The organism is Ruegeria sp. AP12, from assembly GCF_056540025.1.
Map to the genome: position 1 here is coordinate 26,454 of NZ_JBQFVZ010000013.1, position 17,207 is coordinate 43,660.

General features: G+C 60.1%; 16 protein-coding genes. 7 read left to right on the forward strand and 9 right to left on the reverse strand.

Going from position 1 to position 17,207, the window contains the following annotated elements; genetic code table 11:
* Window positions 1-23 precede the first annotated feature (23 nt).
* On the reverse strand, window positions 24-653 hold the full coding sequence (locus tag ACR0E6_RS20510) for a response regulator transcription factor (protein ID WP_480586769.1): 630 nt from the start codon (window positions 651-653) through the stop codon (window positions 24-26).
* Between the two features lie 219 nt (window positions 654-872).
* On the opposite strand from ACR0E6_RS20510, the gene ACR0E6_RS20515 reads away from it, so the two are divergent.
* From ACR0E6_RS20515 to ACR0E6_RS20540, 6 genes are all read left to right on the forward strand, one after another.
* Window positions 873-2,114 carry a pyridoxal-phosphate-dependent aminotransferase family protein gene (locus ACR0E6_RS20515; protein WP_480586772.1) on the forward strand — a complete coding sequence of 414 codons (1,242 nt, stop codon included), beginning with the start codon at window positions 873-875 and terminating at the stop codon, window positions 2,112-2,114.
* Between the two features lie 15 nt (window positions 2,115-2,129).
* Window positions 2,130-3,326 (forward strand): malate--CoA ligase subunit beta, encoded by a 1,197-nt coding sequence (locus ACR0E6_RS20520; protein ID WP_480586775.1) that lies wholly within the window; start codon window positions 2,130-2,132, stop codon window positions 3,324-3,326.
* Entirely contained in the window at window positions 3,326-4,213 is an 888-nt protein-coding gene (sucD, locus tag ACR0E6_RS20525) for a succinate--CoA ligase subunit alpha (RefSeq protein WP_480586778.1), read from the forward strand. The genes ACR0E6_RS20520 and sucD overlap by 1 nt, the downstream gene beginning before the upstream one ends.
* A complete protein-coding gene (locus ACR0E6_RS20530) occupies window positions 4,213-5,184 on the forward strand; it encodes a 2-hydroxyacid dehydrogenase (RefSeq protein ID WP_480586781.1) in 972 nt (323 codons plus the stop codon). Before sucD ends, ACR0E6_RS20530 begins: the two co-directional genes overlap by 1 nt.
* Window positions 5,185-5,263: 79 nt before the next feature.
* Window positions 5,264-6,559 carry a serine hydroxymethyltransferase gene (gene glyA, locus ACR0E6_RS20535; RefSeq protein ID WP_480586784.1) on the forward strand — a complete coding sequence of 432 codons (1,296 nt, stop codon included), beginning with the start codon at window positions 5,264-5,266 and terminating at the stop codon, window positions 6,557-6,559.
* Window positions 6,560-6,576: 17 nt separating this feature from the next.
* Window positions 6,577-7,554: an HpcH/HpaI aldolase/citrate lyase family protein gene (locus ACR0E6_RS20540; protein ID WP_480586786.1), complete on the forward strand. Its 978-nt coding sequence runs from the start codon at window positions 6,577-6,579 to the stop codon at window positions 7,552-7,554.
* A gap of 65 nt (window positions 7,555-7,619) precedes the next feature.
* Here ACR0E6_RS20540 and ACR0E6_RS20545 read toward each other — a convergent pair whose 3' ends face one another.
* From ACR0E6_RS20545 to ACR0E6_RS20580, 8 genes are all read right to left on the reverse strand, one after another.
* Window positions 7,620-8,021 carry a hypothetical protein gene (locus ACR0E6_RS20545; protein WP_480586789.1) on the reverse strand — a complete coding sequence of 134 codons (402 nt, stop codon included), beginning with the start codon at window positions 8,019-8,021 and terminating at the stop codon, window positions 7,620-7,622.
* Window positions 8,022-8,032: 11 nt separating this feature from the next.
* Entirely contained in the window at window positions 8,033-8,734 is a 702-nt protein-coding gene (locus ACR0E6_RS20550; protein ID WP_480586792.1) for a hypothetical protein, read from the reverse strand.
* Window positions 8,704-10,275 (reverse strand): caspase family protein, encoded by a 1,572-nt coding sequence (locus tag ACR0E6_RS20555; protein ID WP_480586795.1) that lies wholly within the window; start codon window positions 10,273-10,275, stop codon window positions 8,704-8,706. Before ACR0E6_RS20555 ends, ACR0E6_RS20550 begins: the two co-directional genes overlap by 31 nt.
* A gap of 139 nt (window positions 10,276-10,414) precedes the next feature.
* Window positions 10,415-11,584 (reverse strand): iron-containing alcohol dehydrogenase, encoded by a 1,170-nt coding sequence (locus tag ACR0E6_RS20560; protein WP_480586797.1) that lies wholly within the window; start codon window positions 11,582-11,584, stop codon window positions 10,415-10,417.
* A 166-nt stretch (window positions 11,585-11,750) separates the two neighbouring features.
* The gene (locus tag ACR0E6_RS20565) at window positions 11,751-12,008 is read right to left on the reverse strand and encodes a DUF6525 family protein (RefSeq protein WP_480586800.1); all 258 of its coding nucleotides are present in this window, start codon (window positions 12,006-12,008) and stop codon (window positions 11,751-11,753) included.
* 2 nt (window positions 12,009-12,010) lie between these two features.
* Window positions 12,011-12,643, reverse strand: coding sequence for a DUF1826 domain-containing protein (locus tag ACR0E6_RS20570; RefSeq protein ID WP_480586803.1), 633 nt, complete (start codon window positions 12,641-12,643; stop codon window positions 12,011-12,013).
* Complete coding sequence (locus ACR0E6_RS20575) at window positions 12,640-13,854, reverse strand: GTP-binding protein (RefSeq protein WP_480586806.1); 1,215 nt, start codon at window positions 13,852-13,854, stop codon at window positions 12,640-12,642. Before ACR0E6_RS20575 ends, ACR0E6_RS20570 begins: the two co-directional genes overlap by 4 nt.
* Window positions 13,855-13,858: 4 nt before the next feature.
* Window positions 13,859-14,977, reverse strand: coding sequence for a CobW family GTP-binding protein (locus tag ACR0E6_RS20580; protein WP_480586809.1), 1,119 nt, complete (start codon window positions 14,975-14,977; stop codon window positions 13,859-13,861).
* Window positions 14,978-15,415: 438 nt separating this feature from the next.
* Here ACR0E6_RS20580 and ACR0E6_RS20585 point away from each other — a divergent pair.
* Window positions 15,416-17,207: matrixin family metalloprotease (locus ACR0E6_RS20585; RefSeq protein ID WP_480586812.1), on the forward strand; the 1,792-nt coding region annotated here is incomplete at its 3' end.

Sequence of the window (17,207 nt, forward strand, 5' to 3'; positions counted from 1 at the left end):
ATTCCACCTGCGAACAAGCGGGCCTAGCCTTTGGGCATCCGGGCCGAATAGAACTGCGCAATCGCCTGCGTCCTGTTTTTGACCGAGAGCTTTTCGTAAATATTCGACAGGTGGAACTTTACCGTGTTTGTCGAGATTTGCAGTTCCTTCGACAATTCGCGGTTGGACATACCCTGCGCCAGCGCGTCGAGGATTGCGCGTTCCTTGCGCGACAGGCTTTCTATCGGGTCCTGCTGCATCTTCCGGACGTCGATGAAGGGGAACATCATCTTTCCGGCAGCAACCTCGGCACAGGTTTCCAGCAGCCCCTCGACCGCGCCGGACCGGGGGGCAAAACCGGCAGCCCCGGCTTGCATGGCCAGGCGCGGAATATCTCCGCCCGCCTCACCATAGACGACGAACCGTGGTGCATTGGCCTGATCGCGCAGCACTTCGATCAGCTTGGCGGCCCCCAGAACCGGCAGCGTCCAGTCCACTACGCCCACGTGAACGGGCACACGCATCACCGTTCCCAGAAACCCCTCGGCAGTAGCGGATGTGGCCACCAAAGAGAATCGCGGATCCCGCTCAAAGATTTCCGACATGGCAGACAGAACCAGCGGGTTGCTGTCCGCCAGCATGATCTCGATCGGAGATTTTGGAAGTTCAACCATCTGATTTTGCCCTGATTTTCCGAGAACCTACCCATTTGGGTGGGCCGATCTTTTGTATACCTCGGTATTTTTACCGTTATGGGTAGGAAGATACCCATACTATTGGGCATCCAAAAGCAGTAGTAAGTTACGTTGCGTCATAGGGCAAGTCTGCGTTTTCTACACGGCAACAAAACAGTTCGGGCGCGCCGCCCGCTCCACAGCCGAGGATGACACAGTATGACATTCCAGATTTACCCTCCGCTCGAAATCCCCGAGACCCTTGCCGCGGGCCCAGGACCGGGCAACACGGATGCGCGTGTGCTTCAGGCCTTCGCCAGGGCAGGTGTCGCGGATCACATGCAGGGTGATGTGCTGCGCGGCATGATCGAGTGCAAACACATGCTGCGGAAGATCTGGGGGACGGACAACGCCCATACCTTCGCCGTGGCCGGAACCGGCTGGAGCGCGCTGGACACCATGTTCTCGGCCGTTGTGCCCGGCGACAAGGTTGTGGCCTTTGCCAATGGCACCTTTTCCGGCATCGACGCGCTGACCCTGCGGATCAAGGCCGCCACGCCGCAAGAGCATGCCGCCAACCCCCTTGATCCCCAAGCCGCCAGCGTGACGGTGATCGACGTGCCCCATGGCCAGCCGGTGACAGGCGAGATGGTCGAGGCTGCTCTGGCCGAGCACAAACCCAAATGGGCGTTCATGGCGCATTGGGAAACCGGCTCGGGTCGCGTCAACGATCTGCGCGGGTTCTCGGATGCATGTCAGCGGCATGGCGCGATGGGTCTGATCGACGCGGTGTCGTCGCTGGGCGTCGATGATTTCTCAATCGATGACTTTCCGGGCATTGCCGGTTGGGCGTCCTGCCCGCAGAAGGGCCTGTGCTGCCTGCCGCTGACTTACGCGCCGGTCAGCTTCACGGATGCCTATATCGAGACACTGATGGCGACCGGAGCGTATTCTTACGTCCACAACCCGATCTTCGAGGCCCGCCATTGGGGTATCGTTGACGGGCAGGATGTCGAGAAAGGTACCTATCACCGCACCCATTCGGCCTATGCGGTGGCCGCGTTCCATGAATCCCTGCGCCTGACCCTGATCGAAGGTCTGGCCAAGCGGTCGATGTCATACCGGACCCACGAGCGCGTGCTGCGCGATGCGGTTATCGAGATGGGGTGTCAGGTCACCTCGGACATGCCCAGCCTCGTGGTGCTGAACCTGCCCCCGGAACTGGCGGGCCGCGAAATGGAGCTGGTGCAGAACTGTCGCGCCCGGGGCTTTGGCATATGGCCGACGCTCAGCGCGCCGGTGCAGGTGCGGATCGGCATCCTCAACCAATTGAACCGCGAGGCGGTCAGCCGGATCGTGCGCCTGTTTGCCGAAGCCATTCGGGAACTGGGCGGTCAGGTCGACGCGGACGCAATCGAAGCCCTTTTGGAAAGCCGTTACGGCACCTCAATCGCTGCATAATCAGGAGCGGATCAGATGGATATCCATGAATATCAGGCCAAGGAAGTCCTTTCGAATTTTGGCGTCGACGTGCCTGCGGGCGCGCTGGCCTACAGCCCCGAACAGGCGGCCTATCGGGCGCGTGAACTGGGCGGCGACAAGTGGATCGTCAAGGCGCAGGTCCACGCGGGCGGGCGCGGCAAGGCGGGCGGCGTCAAGCTGTGCAACACCGAAAACGAGATCTATCAGGCCTGCGATGACCTGTTTGGTCGCAAGCTGGTCACCCATCAAACCGGCCCCGAAGGCAAAGGCATCTACCGCGTCTATGTCGAAGCCGCCGTGCCGATTGATCGCGAGATCTATCTGGGGTTTGTGCTGGACCGCTCAAGCCAGCGGGTGATGATCGTGGCATCATCCGAAGGGGGGATGGAGATCGAGGATATCTCAGCCGACCGTCCCGAAAGCATTGTGCGGTCGATTGTTGAACCGGCGGTCGGGCTGCAGGAGTTTCAGGCCCGCGAGATTGCGTTCAAATTGGGTCTGGAACCCAAGTTGATCCAGCATATGGTGCGCACTCTGCAAGGTTGTTACGCTGCCTTCAGCGATCTGGACGCCACCATGGTTGAGATCAACCCACTGGTCATCACTGGCGACGACCGCGTTCTGGCGCTGGACGCCAAGATGAGCTTTGACGACAACGCCCTGTTCCGTCATCCGCAAATCGCTGAACTGCGCGACAAAAGTCAGGAAGACCCGCGCGAAAGTCGCGCAGCGGATCGCGGTCTGTCTTATGTCGGGCTGGACGGCAATATCGGCTGTATCGTGAACGGCGCCGGGCTGGCGATGGCGACGATGGACACGATCAAGCTGGCCGGGGGCGAGCCTGCCAACTTCCTCGACATTGGTGGAGGGGCCTCGCCCGAGCGGGTGGCCAAAGCCTTCCGGCTGGTTCTGTCGGATGACAACGTACAGGCGATCCTTGTGAATATCTTCGCCGGGATCAATCGCTGCGACTGGGTGGCCGAGGGCGTGGTTCAGGCGCTGAAGGAACTGGACCTCGACATTCCTGTGGTCGTGCGGCTGGCCGGAACAAATGTCGAAGAAGGCCAGAAAATCCTCGCCAAATCCGGCTTGCCGATCATCCGCGCCACCACACTGATGGAAGCCGCCGAACGCGCCGTGGGCGCATGGCGCAACGATTTGTCCCAAAACACCAAGATGAGGGCTGTGTAATGAGCATTCTTCTCGATCGTGATACGCGCGTCATCGTGCAGGGCATCACCGGGCGCATGGCTCGGTTCCACACCAAGGACATGCTGAAATACGGCACCAATGTCGTCGGTGGCGTGGTGCCCGGCAAAGGCGGCGAAACCGTCGAAGGCGTTCCGGTCTTTGACACCGTCAAGCAAGCTGTTGAAGCGACCGGCGCAGATGCCAGCCTCGTCTTTGTGCCGCCCCCCTTTGCGGCGGATTCGATCATGGAGGCCGCAGATGCCGGTATCCGCTACTGCGTCTGCATCACCGATGGCATCCCGGCGCAGGACATGATCCGGGTGAAACGGTACATGTACCGCTATCCTAAAGACAAACGCATGGTTCTGACTGGGCCGAACTGTGCGGGTACGATCTCACCCGGCAAGGCGTTGTTGGGAATCATGCCGGGGCATATCTATCTGCCCGGCCATGTGGGGATCATCGGGCGCTCGGGCACGCTGGGTTATGAGGCTGCGGCGCAATTGAAAGAGCGCGGGATTGGTGTGTCAACCAGCGTCGGGATCGGTGGCGACCCGATCAACGGCTCGTCCTTCAAGGATATTCTTCAGCGTTTTGAAGAAGATGAAGACACCCATGTCATCGCCATGATCGGTGAAATCGGCGGCCCTCAGGAAGCCGAGGCGGCGGAATACATCCGCGACCACATCACCAAGCCGGTGATCGCCTACGTCGCGGGTCTGACCGCGCCCAAGGGCCGGACCATGGGGCATGCGGGGGCGATCATCTCGGCCTTTGGCGAAAGCGCCAGCGAGAAGGTCGAGATTCTGTCCGCCGCGGGTGTGACCGTTGCCGAAAACCCTGCGGTGATCGGTGAAACAATCGCTCGGGTCATGGAGGCTGCGTGATGGTCAAACCTTCTGTTCTTGTCACCCGCCGCTGGCCCGCCGCCGTCGAGGCGCAGTTGGCTGAGAACTACAACACGGTTCTGAACACCGGCGACAAACCCATGTCCCCGTCTGAGATCCGGCAGGCTCTGAAATCTTATGATGCCGTCCTGCCGACAGTGACTGATACACTCAGTTCGGAGGCGCTGGACGTATCTGGTGCGCAGACGAAAATCCTCGCCAATTACGGTGTCGGCTACAGCCATATCTGCGAACCGTCGGCGCGCGAGCTTGGCATGACCGTCACCAATACACCCGACGTGCTGTCTGAATGCACCGCCGATATCGCCATGACCCTGCTGTTGATGGTGGCCCGCCGCGCCGGTGAAGGCGAACGGGAACTGCGTTCGGGCAACTGGACCGGCTGGCGGCCTACGCATCTGGTTGGCACCAAGGTCAGCGGCAAGACGCTGGGCATCATCGGGTATGGCCGCATCGGTCAGGAGATGGCCCGCCGCGCGCATCATGGCTTTGGCATGGAGGTGCTGGTTTACAACCGCAGTCCGGTGGACCCGGACGTGTTGGCGCGGTGCAATGCCACTCAGGTTGGGTCGATTGATGAGTTGCTGCCGCTTTGCGACTTTGTCTCGCTGCATTGCCCCGGCGGGGCCGCGAACCGACACCTGATCAATGCGCGCAGGCTGGATCTGATGAAGCCTGACGCCTTCCTGATCAACACAGCACGCGGAGAGGTCATCGACGAGCCGGCGCTGGTTCAGTCCCTGACCTTCGACATGATCGGTGGTGCCGCGCTGGATGTGTTCGACGGCGAACCCCGCATTTGTTCGGACCTTCTGCACTGCGACAACCTTGTGATGCTGCCCCATCTGGGCAGCGCCACAAAAGAAGCGCGCGAGGCGATGGGGTTTCGGGTGCTCGATAACCTGAGCGACTTCTTTGAGGGCCGTGAACCGCGTGATCGGGTGATCTGATCCTCGAACCTGCCATTTCTCATTTGCCGATGCGGCCCTAGGGGTCGTTTCGTCCCCTTTCTCACAGGAGAATTGCCCCGTGAATGCCCCCCACCGTGACACCGGCTTTTTCACCCAATCCCTGTCCGACCGCGACCCGGAACTTTTCGGCTCGATCACATCCGAGCTGGGCCGCCAGCGCGACGAGATCGAGTTGATCGCGTCCGAGAATATCGTCTCTGCTGCCGTGATGGAGGCGCAGGGCTCGGTGATGACCAACAAATACGCCGAGGGCTATCCCGGTCGCCGCTATTATGGCGGCTGCCAGTTCGTCGATATCGCCGAAAACCTGGCCATCGACCGTGCGAAAGAACTGTTTGGCTGCGGCTTTGCCAATGTGCAGCCGAACTCTGGCAGCCAGGCCAACCAGGGCGTGTTTCAGGCGCTGATCCAGCCCGGCGACACCATTCTGGGCATGAGCCTGGACGCAGGCGGACACCTGACCCATGGCGCGCGCCCGAACCAGTCGGGCAAGTGGTTCAACGCGGTGCAATATGGCGTCCGCAAAGAAGACAACATGCTGGACTATGATCAGGTCGAGGCGCTGGCGAAGGAACACCAGCCCAAGCTGATCATCGCCGGTGGTTCGGCCATCCCGCGTCAGATCGACTTTGCCCGCATGCGGGAAATCGCCGACATGGTCGGCGCGTATCTGCACGTGGACATGGCGCACTTTGCCGGTCTGGTGGCAGCGGGCGAACACCCCTCTCCTTTCCCGCATGCGCATGTGGCGACCACAACGACTCACAAGACCCTGCGCGGTCCGCGTGGGGGTATGATCCTGACCAATGATGAAGATATCGCTAAGAAAGTGAACTCGGCGATCTTCCCCGGCATTCAGGGCGGCCCGCTGATGCATGTGATCGCGGCCAAGGCCGTGGCCTTTGGCGAGGCGCTGCGGCCCGAGTTCAAAAGCTACATCCAGCAGGTCGTGGCCAACGCGCAGGCGCTGTCGGATCAGCTGATCAAGGGCGGTCTGGACACGGTGACCCACGGCACCGACACCCATGTGGTGCTGGTCGACCTGCGCCCCAAGGGCGTGAAAGGCAACGCCACCGAAAAGGCTCTGGGCCGGGCGCATATCACCTGCAACAAGAACGGCGTGCCGTTTGACCCCGAAAAGCCGACCATCACCAGCGGCATCCGTCTGGGCAGCCCTGCCGGGACCACACGCGGCTTTGGCGAGGTCGAATTCCGCCAGATCGCCGACTGGATCATCGAAGTGGTCGATGGTCTGGCTGCCAATGGCGAAGACGGCAACGGCGCAGTTGAGGCCAAGGTCAAAGCCGAGGTCGCAGACCTTTGCGCCAAGTTCCCCATCTATCCGAATATATAAGACGAAGGACAAATCTCATGAGCTTTCATAACATCAACCAAGCCCCCGCCCGGCTGAACCGCAGCGAACTGGCCGTGCCCGGCAGCCAACCGGGCATGTTCGAAAAGGCCGCACAGTCGGACGTGGACGTCATCTTTCTTGATCTCGAAGATGCCGTAGCACCTGACGAAAAAGAGCAAGCCCGCAAGAACATCATTCAGGCGCTGAACGATATCGACTGGGGTGCCAAGACCATGTCGGTGCGCATTAACGGGCTGGACACCCATTACATGTACCGCGATGTGGTCGATGTGGTGGAACAGGCCGGAGAACGGCTGGACCTGATCATGATCCCCAAGGTCGGAACGGCGGCAGATGTCTATGCGGTCGATATGCTGGTCACGCAGATCGAAGATGCCAAGGGTTACAAGACACGTATCGGGTTTGAGCACATCATCGAAACCGCTCTGGGGATGCAGAATGTCAGCGAGATCGCGGCAGCCTCGAAACGCAATGAAAGCCTGCATTTTGGGGTCGCGGACTATGCGGCATCGACCCGCGCGCGCACGACGATCATTGGCGGCGTGAACCCGGATTACTCGGTCCTGACTGATGCTGATGCCGATGGGGGCCGGGCGACGCATTGGGGCGATATGTGGCATTACGCTTTGGCGCGTATGGTTGTCGCTGCGCGGGCCAACGGACTGCGCCCCATCGACGGACCTTTCGGGGATTTTCAGGATCCCGACGGATATCGCGCAGCAGCCAAACGCGCGGCGGTTCTGGGTTGTGAAGGCAAATGGGCCATTCATCCCAGCCAGATTGCCCTGGCAAACGAGGTCATGTCGCCCTCGGAGGCCGAGGTGACCAAGGCGCAACGCATTCTTGTCGCTATGGCCGAGGCCGAGGCACAGGGCAAAGGCGCGGTGTCACTGGATGGAAGGCTGATCGACTATGCCTCGATCCGTCAGGCGGAGGTGCTGGTGGAAAAGGCCGGGCAGATCGCAGCCGCCTAAATGACTGCTTGGGTCAGGTACTGGCGACCAGAATTGCGGTCGCCACACCAGCCAGCACCATCCCGTTACCCCGACAGTTTCGCCAAATCACTGCTCAGGGCGCGGGCTTCGGCGATGCTGCGTTGCAGGGCGGCGAGTTTGTCGTCGGGCGTCGCACCGCCCGGAGTGGCGTTCAGAACCCGATCAATGCGCGCTGCCGTGGCTGGATCAGCACCGCCAAGCGCGTCGCGCTGTTGCAGGATCCTCAGCTTCAACTGCGCCAATTCGGATTCCGACGCCCGGATCTGCGCGGCCAATGCGTCATTCCGGGCTTGGGCCTCGGCAACTTCGCCCTCGGCGGCGGTGATCCGGTCGTCATAAGCCCCCGTCGCGATCCCCGAGACGCCCGAGAAGAACCCACCTTCGGCAGGGTCGGTGGTTGTCTGGCAAGCGGCCAGAAGCACACAAGGTAAGGCGAGGCGGAGCATAATCACACCTTTCATAGCGATGAGGCCAGATCGCCCGCGATGCCGCGCATCTGGGTTATCTGATTGGACAAAGCCGCCAGATCGCCATCGATGGGCGAAGCAGTCTGTCCGCGGGATATGGTCAGGTTACGCGCCTCGTTGAACTCGGCCTGTCGTTTGGTGGCCCCGTCGATGGCCAGCTCCATCTGTGTCAGGTTGCCGTTCGCCTCGGCCAGTTCGCGCTGCAAGTCGGCCTGATCCACGGTTCCCGAGGCGACCTGCGCGTTCAACGCATCCAACTCGGCCTTTTGCGCCGCCAGAACCTGATTCATGACATTGATCGTCGTCTGCATTTCGGACGCGTTGCGGTCGAGGTCCTTTTTGATCTGCCGCAGCCGCGACTCGCGCCCGGCATAGTTGCGCTGAACAAAGGCCACATAGGTGCCCGCAAGGGCGCCAGCACCCAACCCGATGGAAAATCCGGTGCCGATATCGTCGCTGCCACCGATGCCAAAGCCGATGGCCCCGCCGGTCACGCCCCCTGCAATGGCCCCTTGCAGGATGGTCTTTTGCATCGCCGCCGCCTGTTTCGCCAGATCAGCCTCGGCCTGTGTCGCGCCGCCAGTGCCCGCAGGCGGAGCAGCGGTTTGACTGGTGTCGCTACAGGCCGAAAGGGCCATCGAGACGGCAAGCACAGCTGCGCTTATTCGGGGGGTATGAGATCGGCCAGCCATTGGTAACTCCCTTTTTTGCTGTCCTCGGCCTGCGCAACATGGCGCAGGAACAGGGCGGCGTCATCTGTCAGCTGGGCGCTTGCAAGGCCCAGCGAGTTTGATCCCGATGCTGCGCTGATGATCGAGGTATCAACGTCGGGTGGAAAAAAGACGACAGACCGTCTGAGGACTTCGTCATAGTAGCTGCGGCTTTGGTCCAGCCGTCGCAGGATGATGCCTCGGGATCGGTAGATGTCATACACGTCATTGCGCGCCTGCTGCAGCACCGGCAGCGCGTCGGGGTTCGAGCGGGCAATCTCTTCGATCTGTCCCAGCGCATCTTCGGCAATGGCCAGCGTGCGTTCAACACTGCGCAGGGCAACAAGGTCGGTGCGAAGACGTTGCAATGTGGTCGCGGCCAGAAACACCGACACTTGTGCGGCATCCTCATACAGTCGCTCGGCCGAGGCGGTCTCTTGCGCGGGCAGGCGTCGGCGATAGCTGTCCAGCGCCGGACCCAGATCGCGCGTTTGCCCGTCGCTAAGGTGTCCAAGCGCCACCAGCGCGGTTGCCAGTTTTTCCGGGTTGGCTTCGGACAGCGACGCGCCCAGAACGGCCAATGACCCGGATGATCCGGTTGTCAGGGCGGCAATCCGGTCCCGTGCGAAGGCTGCGAACAGACCGTCGGGGTAGTCCTGCAAATAGTCTTCAAACACGCGGGCATCCGAACTAGACGAGATACTGCGCCACTGCGCCAGATCCGCCGCCGTTGTATCCTGCGGTGCGTCCAGGGGCAGGCCGGGGGCAAAGCTGTGTTCGTCCAGCACGGATTCTTCGACCCAGGGGATCTGACGCCCCTCGGTTTCAAGCACGACCTGCTGCCGCACCCGTCCCAACATCAGCCGCACGTCCAGATCGGGCGTTGCGATATGGTCCAGAAGGCCGGTGGTAAAGACGCTGTTGTCGCCCAGCCCGTCATAGGCCACGTTGCCGGGATCGGTGGCATAGGCAATCAGCAGGCCCGCGCCGCCGCGCATTCGAACCAGCCCTTGTGCGACCATACCACTGTCAGAAAACGGGTTATTGCGGCAGGCATCCAGCAGCAGAATGCCAACATCCGGCCCCGCTTTGGACATCACGTCGCGCACCCTGTCCAGCGTCAGGGAACTGCGTCTGAGTGCGGCCACATCACTGCCTGCAAAATCGGTGCCAATCAAATGGTTCTCGCCGCCAATCTGAACGCCGTGGCCTGCGTAAAAGAACACGGCCATCTCGGCCCCTTTGGCGGCGGTGCCGAATTGATCCAGTGTCTGTTCCATCCCGGCGACGTTTTGGTCGGTCGCCCGGATCACACTGAAACCCAGCTCGGTCAGGGCCGACCCCAGCGCGGCGACGTCATTCACCGGGTTGCGCAGCGTCATGTCCGGCGAGGCATAATTCGAATTGCCGATCAGAAGCGCCACGCGGGTCGAGGCATGACCCTGCGCGGCCACGAAGACTAAACCAAGCAGGGCAATGGTCAGAACGCGGCTGAGTGCAAAGAACGGGCGGGCTACGGGCATGCCGCCACGTTAGCGCATGGCGCTTTCAAATAACAATCGGTGCAACGGCACAGTCCAAGGACCAATGGCCAAATTACCATAGCTCCGCGTTCTACCCGCGCGGTATCAAACGACATGACCGGTCAGGTAACCTCGTGTCCTAAGCCGCCGCCGAGGCCACCGGCAAGCGCATCATCAAGGCCGCCATTTCGTCAAGGTCGTGATCCGAGACGGGGCAGGCAGAGTTCTGCGACATGGAGTGATTTGCGGGGATCTTCATGGCTGCAGCAAGGTCAGCATCCGTCAGACCCGCGCAGACGGAAGGCAGTTCTGCGGCGATGCCACAGGCGCGCATCAGGCCTATGTAAACGTCGGGCAGTGCCTCTGCCGTAGCCGGTCCACCAAGGGCTTGGGCTGCCAGGGCGTAGTTCTCGGCCCCGTCCGATCGGGCGACAAGCCAGGGCAGGCTGACCTCCAGCGCAAGACCGGTTGCATGTCCGTGGTGGACCCGTGCCAATGATCCGAGTGCATGGCTGATATTGTGCCCCATATGCGTGTTGCAATTGTGCAGGGCCAAACCGGCGACGGTGCTGCCCCAAAGAACGCGTCCGCGCGCCTCAAGATCAGACCCGTCTGCCACCACGCGGGGCAGGGCGTCCGACAGAATGCGCAACGCTTCCAGACCATAGAGCAGACCGGCAGGGCTGGTTGAACGTGCCGTTGCCCCTTCAAGCGCGTGCGCGACCGCGTCGATGCCGGTCCACGCCGTGATGTGCGGCGGCAGGCTCAGCGTCAGTTCGGGGTCCAGCACGGCCTGTGCGAACATCAGCTCTTCGCCGAAATACCAGTTCTTCAACCCCTCGGGCGTGGACACGATCGATGTGCGCGTGACCTCGGACCCGGTTCCGGCCGTTGTCGGGATCGCGATTGCGGGCAGACCGTCCTGCGGCAACGGTTGCGCTGCCAGCGCAAAGTCGCGCGCCGGTTTTTGGCTGTTGGCTATGGCCGCAACAAGTTTGGCCGTGTCCATGGCTGCCCCACCGCCCAGACCAATGACGCTTGTGGCCCCGGTTTCCCGCGCCTTGGCCGACAGGTCATCAACCAGAGTTTCCTTGGGCTCACCCGCGACATCTGCGGCAAGAACGAAAGGCACACTATGTGCAGCCAGATCCTGCGTCAGCCGGTCCGTAACACCAAGATCCGCCAGAATGGTGTCCGCGATGATCAGCACCGGACCGCCGCCCAAATTCGCCACGATATCCGGAACCTTCGACAAACGTCCGGCCCCAAAAGTCAGCGGAGGCACCCGGCCAATGTTAAACGTTTGCATTGCAACCTCGTTCTATAAGTGACGCCTTTTGCAAGCATCTTTGACGAGCAGTCATTCACGGCGCAAGCGCCGAATTTGTCCGCAAGAACGAGAACCGCCAAGCGGGTGGGTGTGTGGCGCGAAACTCACAGTTTTATTGCCTGTCGGGAAGCCTGTGGGCGCGGGGCTAGCAGGCTGCGCGCTGCAACCCGTCTTTCGATAATTGCTGGTCCTGCAGGCGATCCAGTTCCTGCAATGCGACCTGTGGATCGCCGGTGCGCGACAAGGCGCGGTCATAGGCGCGGCGAACGGACCGGGGCCGCCAGGGCAGCGCCGCGTTTGCCAGCCACCTACGTAAGGGTGGGGGCAGCCGGTCGAACTCGCGCATGGGATCTTCCCGCCGCCGGCGTTTTTTCAGTTTCGTCTGGCCCAGATTGCCCGCCATTCTTATGCGTCCTCGGTATCGAAAACCGGGTCCAGCACCAGAACCAATCGGGTTTCCCCGAACCCTTCGATGGGTGGGGACCGGTGCAACAGCCCCGAAGCCGGTGTCTCGGGCCAGCGCGAGCCACGCATCACCATGGGGCACCCCGTTGCCAAGGTGAACAGTTTTTGCGGCTCTGCCCCATTGGACGAGATGCCATATTGGGTGCCGGTTCCCCGATAGGTGCAAATGAGTCGCGCCAGGATCGCGTCAATGTGGAACTTGCGGCAGGCGTTTGTGGTGACGACGCCAAGGCGCACGCGCAGATATGGCGCGCGCATGATCCCGGCAAACCGGGCCGAGAGGTCGGCGATGTCCTCGATCAGCCATGTGCGTTCGGGACCTTCCTCAGTACCTGCGATGTCACAAAGATGCTGAACGGCCTCTTTTACTGCACCGGGGCGCAGCACCATGCGTGTGGCAGGCAACTGATCGGGATGCAGACCGTCGATCCAGGTCTGAAACCCCAGCGGCGGTTGCCTGCGCCAAATCGCTGCCGCACAGCCGGGTTTACGGATAACGGACAGATCTTCGGGCCTGTCCGCAACACCAACGCCGATTGCGGCATTCCTGATCTCGGTATGCGCCAAAGTCACGCCGCTTCCCCTTCGCGCCGCCAGCCCGGGAAGGGGTCAGGCAAGTCCAGTGGCAGGGCCTCGGGACCCGAGGCCAGATGCTCGGGGACCAGACAGTCGTCCAACCGCACTTTCAATACCGGCCAGTCAATACCCGAGCCGATGAACACAATCTCTTGCCGCCGATCACCCCAGGGTTCGGACCAATGCGCCCGCATATATTCGCGCGCGCCTTCATGATCCGGCCACCGCTCTTTCGGGACCGAGGCCCACCACGTGCCCAGAGGTTTGACGGAAGACAGCGCGCCCGCCATGGAAAACTCGGCCACCCAGTTCGGGCGCGTGGCCAGCCAGAAATGTCCTTTTGCCCGGATCACACCCGGCAAATCCCCATTCAAAACGTTCAGGATCTTCTCGGGCTCAAAAGGCTGACGGGCGCGGTACACGAAACTGGTAACGCCGTATTCTTCGGTCTCAGGCACGTGGTCGGCAAACCCATAAAGTTCCTTGGCCCACATTGGATGCTCATGCGCCTTCTCAAAATCGAATAGGCCAGTGTCCAGAATGGCATCGGCGGCCACGTCGGAGTGATTGGTCTCGATGATGCGCGCGTCGGCGTTCAGGCTGCGGATGATCTTGCGCGCGGCATCGGTTCGCTCCGGCCCGGCATCGGCCACCTTGTTCAGAATGACCACATCGGCAAATTCGATCTGTTCCACCAGCAGGTTGACCAGCGTGCGGTCGTCTTCCTCGCCCATGGTCTCACCCCGGTCGCGCAGGAAATCGTGGCTGGAGTAGTCATGCAGCAGGTTCACCGCATCCACCACCGTCACCATCGTATCCAGCCGCGAAACATCGGACAGGCTTTCGCCCAGCTCATCCCGAAAATCAAAGGTCGCTGCGACCGGAAGCGGTTCAGAGATGCCGGTGGATTCGATGAGCAGATAGTCAAAGCGGCCATCTTCAGCCAGTCGGCGCACCTCTTGCAGCAGATCATCGCGCAGGGTGCAGCAGATGCAGCCGTTCGACATCTCGACCAGCGTTTCATCGGTGCGGCTGAGTTCCGTGTCCGCGCGCACAAGGTCCGCGTCGATGTTCACTTCGGACATGTCATTGACGATCACGGCGACGTGGCGGCCTTCGCGGTTGTTCAGGACACGGTTCAGCAATGTGGTTTTGCCCGCGCCGAGAAAACCGGACAGGACGGTGACGGGAAGTCGGGTATCGGTCATTGCCTTAAAACTCCGTGGGGTTTTGGGTGTCTGTGGGATGTGGTTTGCGCAGCAAATCGAGGCTGCGCTGAATCTCAGGCCGGTTCAGGTTGCGTCCGATCAACACGATGCGGGTGCGGCGGTCTTCCCCGGTCCAGTTTTTTATCGGGACAGGCGGATCAAAGATGTGCTGGACCCCGTGGAACGCAAATGGCGTCTCGATCCCGTCCAGAAACAGGATGCCCTTAACACGCAGGATGTCCTTGCCTTTGTGGGCGATCAGAGTGTCGAACCACTTGTCAAAAAGGTCGTCATCCAAGGCCGCGTCCAGAACAATCGAAATGGACGCTATGTCGGTGTCATGACGGCGAAACTCGGTCGTCGATACGGGGCTGTCCGCCGAGCCCGGCAGCAGCCCGGACAGGTTGCCAAGAGGATCCTCATTTTCTTTGGGTGTCGTCCAGGCCAATGCGTCCTGTTGGCCTGCGGTGTCGCGCATGCTTGTCAGGTTCCACATCCCGGCCGCGCTGAAATCGCGTTCCGAAACGCGCATGATGCTGGCGGTCGGGTTCAGGTCACGGAGTCGTTTGGTCACGGCCTTTGATTCAGTGTCAGAAACAAGGTCCGTCTTGCTGAGCACGATCAGATCGGCCAGCGCAACTTGCGAGACGGCCTCGAATTGCGCATCCAGCGTCCTGGGGCCGTTGACGGCGTCCACAACGGTGACGATGCCATCCATCCGCGTATTCCGCGCCAGATATGGATCGACCAAAAGCGTTTGCAGGATCGGTCCGGGATCGGCCAGGCCCGTGGTTTCAATCACGATCCGGTCAAAGTGCAGCATGCCTTCGTCGCGCCGGGCAAGCAGCTTGACGAACGTGTCCGACAGATCCCCGCGGATTGAGCAGCACAGGCAGCCGGATGACATCAGCATCACGTCGCCGTCCACCGATTCAATCAGATCGTGATCCAGACCCGCCTCGCCGAACTCGTTCACGATCACCGCAATGGGTCCCGAACTGGACTCCGCAAGAATTCGGTTAAGCAGTGTCGTCTTACCCGCCCCTAAGAACCCGGTGAGCAATGTCACTGGGACGCGCAGATCATTGGTCGGGTTTGGCGTGGTCTTTGAGGCGTGAGTCATGAACATGGGTGTGAGATAAATGTAATAACATTACATCACTAGGGGAAAACAATTCGAGTGTCCAGATGGCGCAGGGCGATAGGGTCAAAGTGCCTTGATCATGCGCCTTTGACTTAGGAAGATGCCACAGAGAAAATGGGTGTGAATTGAAGTTCAGGTGGGTCAGGCCGCCTCTTCAATACTGAACTAATGGCGTATGTAAGATATAAGTATTTGTTATGGTTTAGGTATTCTCCGCATGCAGATTAGGTGCGCGGGTTTTGTCGACCGCCCGCTCTTTGTTGTTGAGAAGAGGCCACAGTCAGTAGTGTCAAGGTGACACGCACTGGACATCCTTTAACCAAAAGATCAATTTCTCGCTTAAGGCGAGAGCCTCGCCACAATAATGACAACTTGGACATGAATCTTCTTGTCCAAAGAATTTTTTAGGGCCTTACAATGGTTGTTAATATTTCAACTCCTCCTTCGTCGTCTCCACTGAGCGCGATCCAAGGAACCCGCGCGTATGGTAACGGTGATCCGAATACGACGACAACGATTACCTACAGTTTTCATCAATACGCAGGCTCTAGCCCTTGGACGAATGCCTACAAAGACGATTTCAAAAAGGCTCTGGCTGTCTTTGAAACTGTAGCCAACGTTAAGTTTCAAGAAGTCTCGATTTGGCAGGATCCCGATATCTACGAGGTTCTTGCACCGAATTCCAACCCGTACTTCTTCGATTCCCCGTATACGCTCGGGTATCACTATACGCCCTCAAATAACCCCTCCGAAGGTGCCTTCAGCACGGATTACTGGGATGCAGGCCCAGGTGGGAACGGTGATGCCGGAGGCTACTTTTTCACGACTCTGCTGCACGAGCTGGGCCATGCACTTGGCTTGGCTCACCCGCACGATTCAGGGTTGGGTACAACAGTCATGCGCGGCGTCACAGGACCGTTCGATTCTTTCGGAGCATCGGGTTTGAACCAGGGTGTCTACACCGTCATGAGTTACAATGACGGTTGGACCTCCAAGAACGGAATTCTGCCGGTGGACGCCAAATGGGGTGGCGCTACAGGATTGGGTGCGCTGGATATTGCTGCGCTGCAAAACATGTACGGCGCGAACAATTCGTACAACTCGGGAAGCAATACGTACGATCTGGCCACCAGCAACGCCAGCGGCGTCGGGTATCAGGCCATTTGGGACACAGGCGGATCCGATACAATCCGTTATTCTGGCAGTGGGATCACAGTTATCGATTTGCGACCCGCCACCCTTGATTATTCGTCTACGGGCGGCGGCGGCGTGTCTCATGTTGGGGGCGTAAAAGGCGGGTTCACGATTGCGGCCGGTGTTGTTATCGAAAACGCATCGGGTGGATCTGGGAAGGACACCATTTTTGGCAATGCCGCCGTAAACACTCTGAATGGTAACGGCGGCAACGACACCTTTTTTTCAGCCTCCAACGGATCGAACAACAACACGATCAACGGCGGTGGCGGCAGCGATACAATCTACCTCGCCAATGGATCCGGCGCAGACACTGTAAACGGTGGATCCGGTAACGACGTCGCCATTGTCAGAAACAATACAGGTTCGTTCTCGGGTGGAACTGGCACTGATACGGTCAGATTCGTAAGCGCCATCAGCAAGTATCTGTTCATCAACAATGGCAGTACCTACGAGTTTCTGGACGTTATCACCGGCAGAACCTTTACAGTGTCCAGCGACGTGGAGCGTTTCGAGTTTTCGAATGGAAATCTGGGCTACAACCTTACTCAGTTGACGAACGCAACTCAGATCTCGGACGTCGAAACGACTGGAACCGCGCTTCAACACGCCGCGCAAGGTATCTACCTGATCGGTGGTCCGGGTTCGAATGTCGCAGTTACTTTCAATGGTCAGGTTATGGGGGAGAATTCCCTCGTTGGCTGGACGGCCATTCAAGTTGAAGACGATGGCCAAGGATACCTTATTCTTTGGCGCAATGACGATGGCCGTTACGCGGAGTGGACGCTTGACGATCAGGGCGCGCGTTTGAGCGGTCGCCCGATTGCGAATGTTGTCGATGTCGAGGTGTTCTACGGCGTTGATCTGAACAATGATGGCACGATTGGTCATTTCACGACGACCGTTGAAAATGACGGCGCGACTACGCTGGCCTCGTCGACGCGTGGGGTTTACCTGATCGACGGCAGCACGGAAGTGACATGGAGAGGGGACCAGATCGGCCCTGACAGCCTGC

What these genes read in the sequence shown, in the direction of transcription:
- ACR0E6_RS20510 (WP_480586769.1), bottom strand. Translation starts at nt 653, where the DNA reads ATGGTTGAACTTCCAAAATCTCCGATCGAGATCATGCTGGCGGACAGC.
- ACR0E6_RS20515 (WP_480586772.1), top strand. Translation starts at nt 873, where the DNA reads ATGACATTCCAGATTTACCCTCCGCTCGAAATCCCCGAGACCCTTGCC.
- ACR0E6_RS20520 (WP_480586775.1), top strand. Translation starts at nt 2,130, where the DNA reads ATGGATATCCATGAATATCAGGCCAAGGAAGTCCTTTCGAATTTTGGC.
- sucD (WP_480586778.1), top strand. Translation starts at nt 3,326, where the DNA reads ATGAGCATTCTTCTCGATCGTGATACGCGCGTCATCGTGCAGGGCATC.
- ACR0E6_RS20530 (WP_480586781.1), top strand. Translation starts at nt 4,213, where the DNA reads ATGGTCAAACCTTCTGTTCTTGTCACCCGCCGCTGGCCCGCCGCCGTC.
- ACR0E6_RS20540 (WP_480586786.1), top strand. Translation starts at nt 6,577, where the DNA reads ATGAGCTTTCATAACATCAACCAAGCCCCCGCCCGGCTGAACCGCAGC.
- ACR0E6_RS20545 (WP_480586789.1), bottom strand. Translation starts at nt 8,021, where the DNA reads ATGCTCCGCCTCGCCTTACCTTGTGTGCTTCTGGCCGCTTGCCAGACA.
- ACR0E6_RS20550 (WP_480586792.1), bottom strand. Translation starts at nt 8,734, where the DNA reads ATGGCTGGCCGATCTCATACCCCCCGAATAAGCGCAGCTGTGCTTGCC.
- ACR0E6_RS20555 (WP_480586795.1), bottom strand. Translation starts at nt 10,275, where the DNA reads ATGCCCGTAGCCCGCCCGTTCTTTGCACTCAGCCGCGTTCTGACCATT.
- ACR0E6_RS20560 (WP_480586797.1), bottom strand. Translation starts at nt 11,584, where the DNA reads ATGCAAACGTTTAACATTGGCCGGGTGCCTCCGCTGACTTTTGGGGCC.
- ACR0E6_RS20565 (WP_480586800.1), bottom strand. Translation starts at nt 12,008, where the DNA reads ATGGCGGGCAATCTGGGCCAGACGAAACTGAAAAAACGCCGGCGGCGG.
- ACR0E6_RS20575 (WP_480586806.1), bottom strand. Translation starts at nt 13,854, where the DNA reads ATGACCGATACCCGACTTCCCGTCACCGTCCTGTCCGGTTTTCTCGGC.
- ACR0E6_RS20580 (WP_480586809.1), bottom strand. Translation starts at nt 14,977, where the DNA reads ATGACTCACGCCTCAAAGACCACGCCAAACCCGACCAATGATCTGCGC.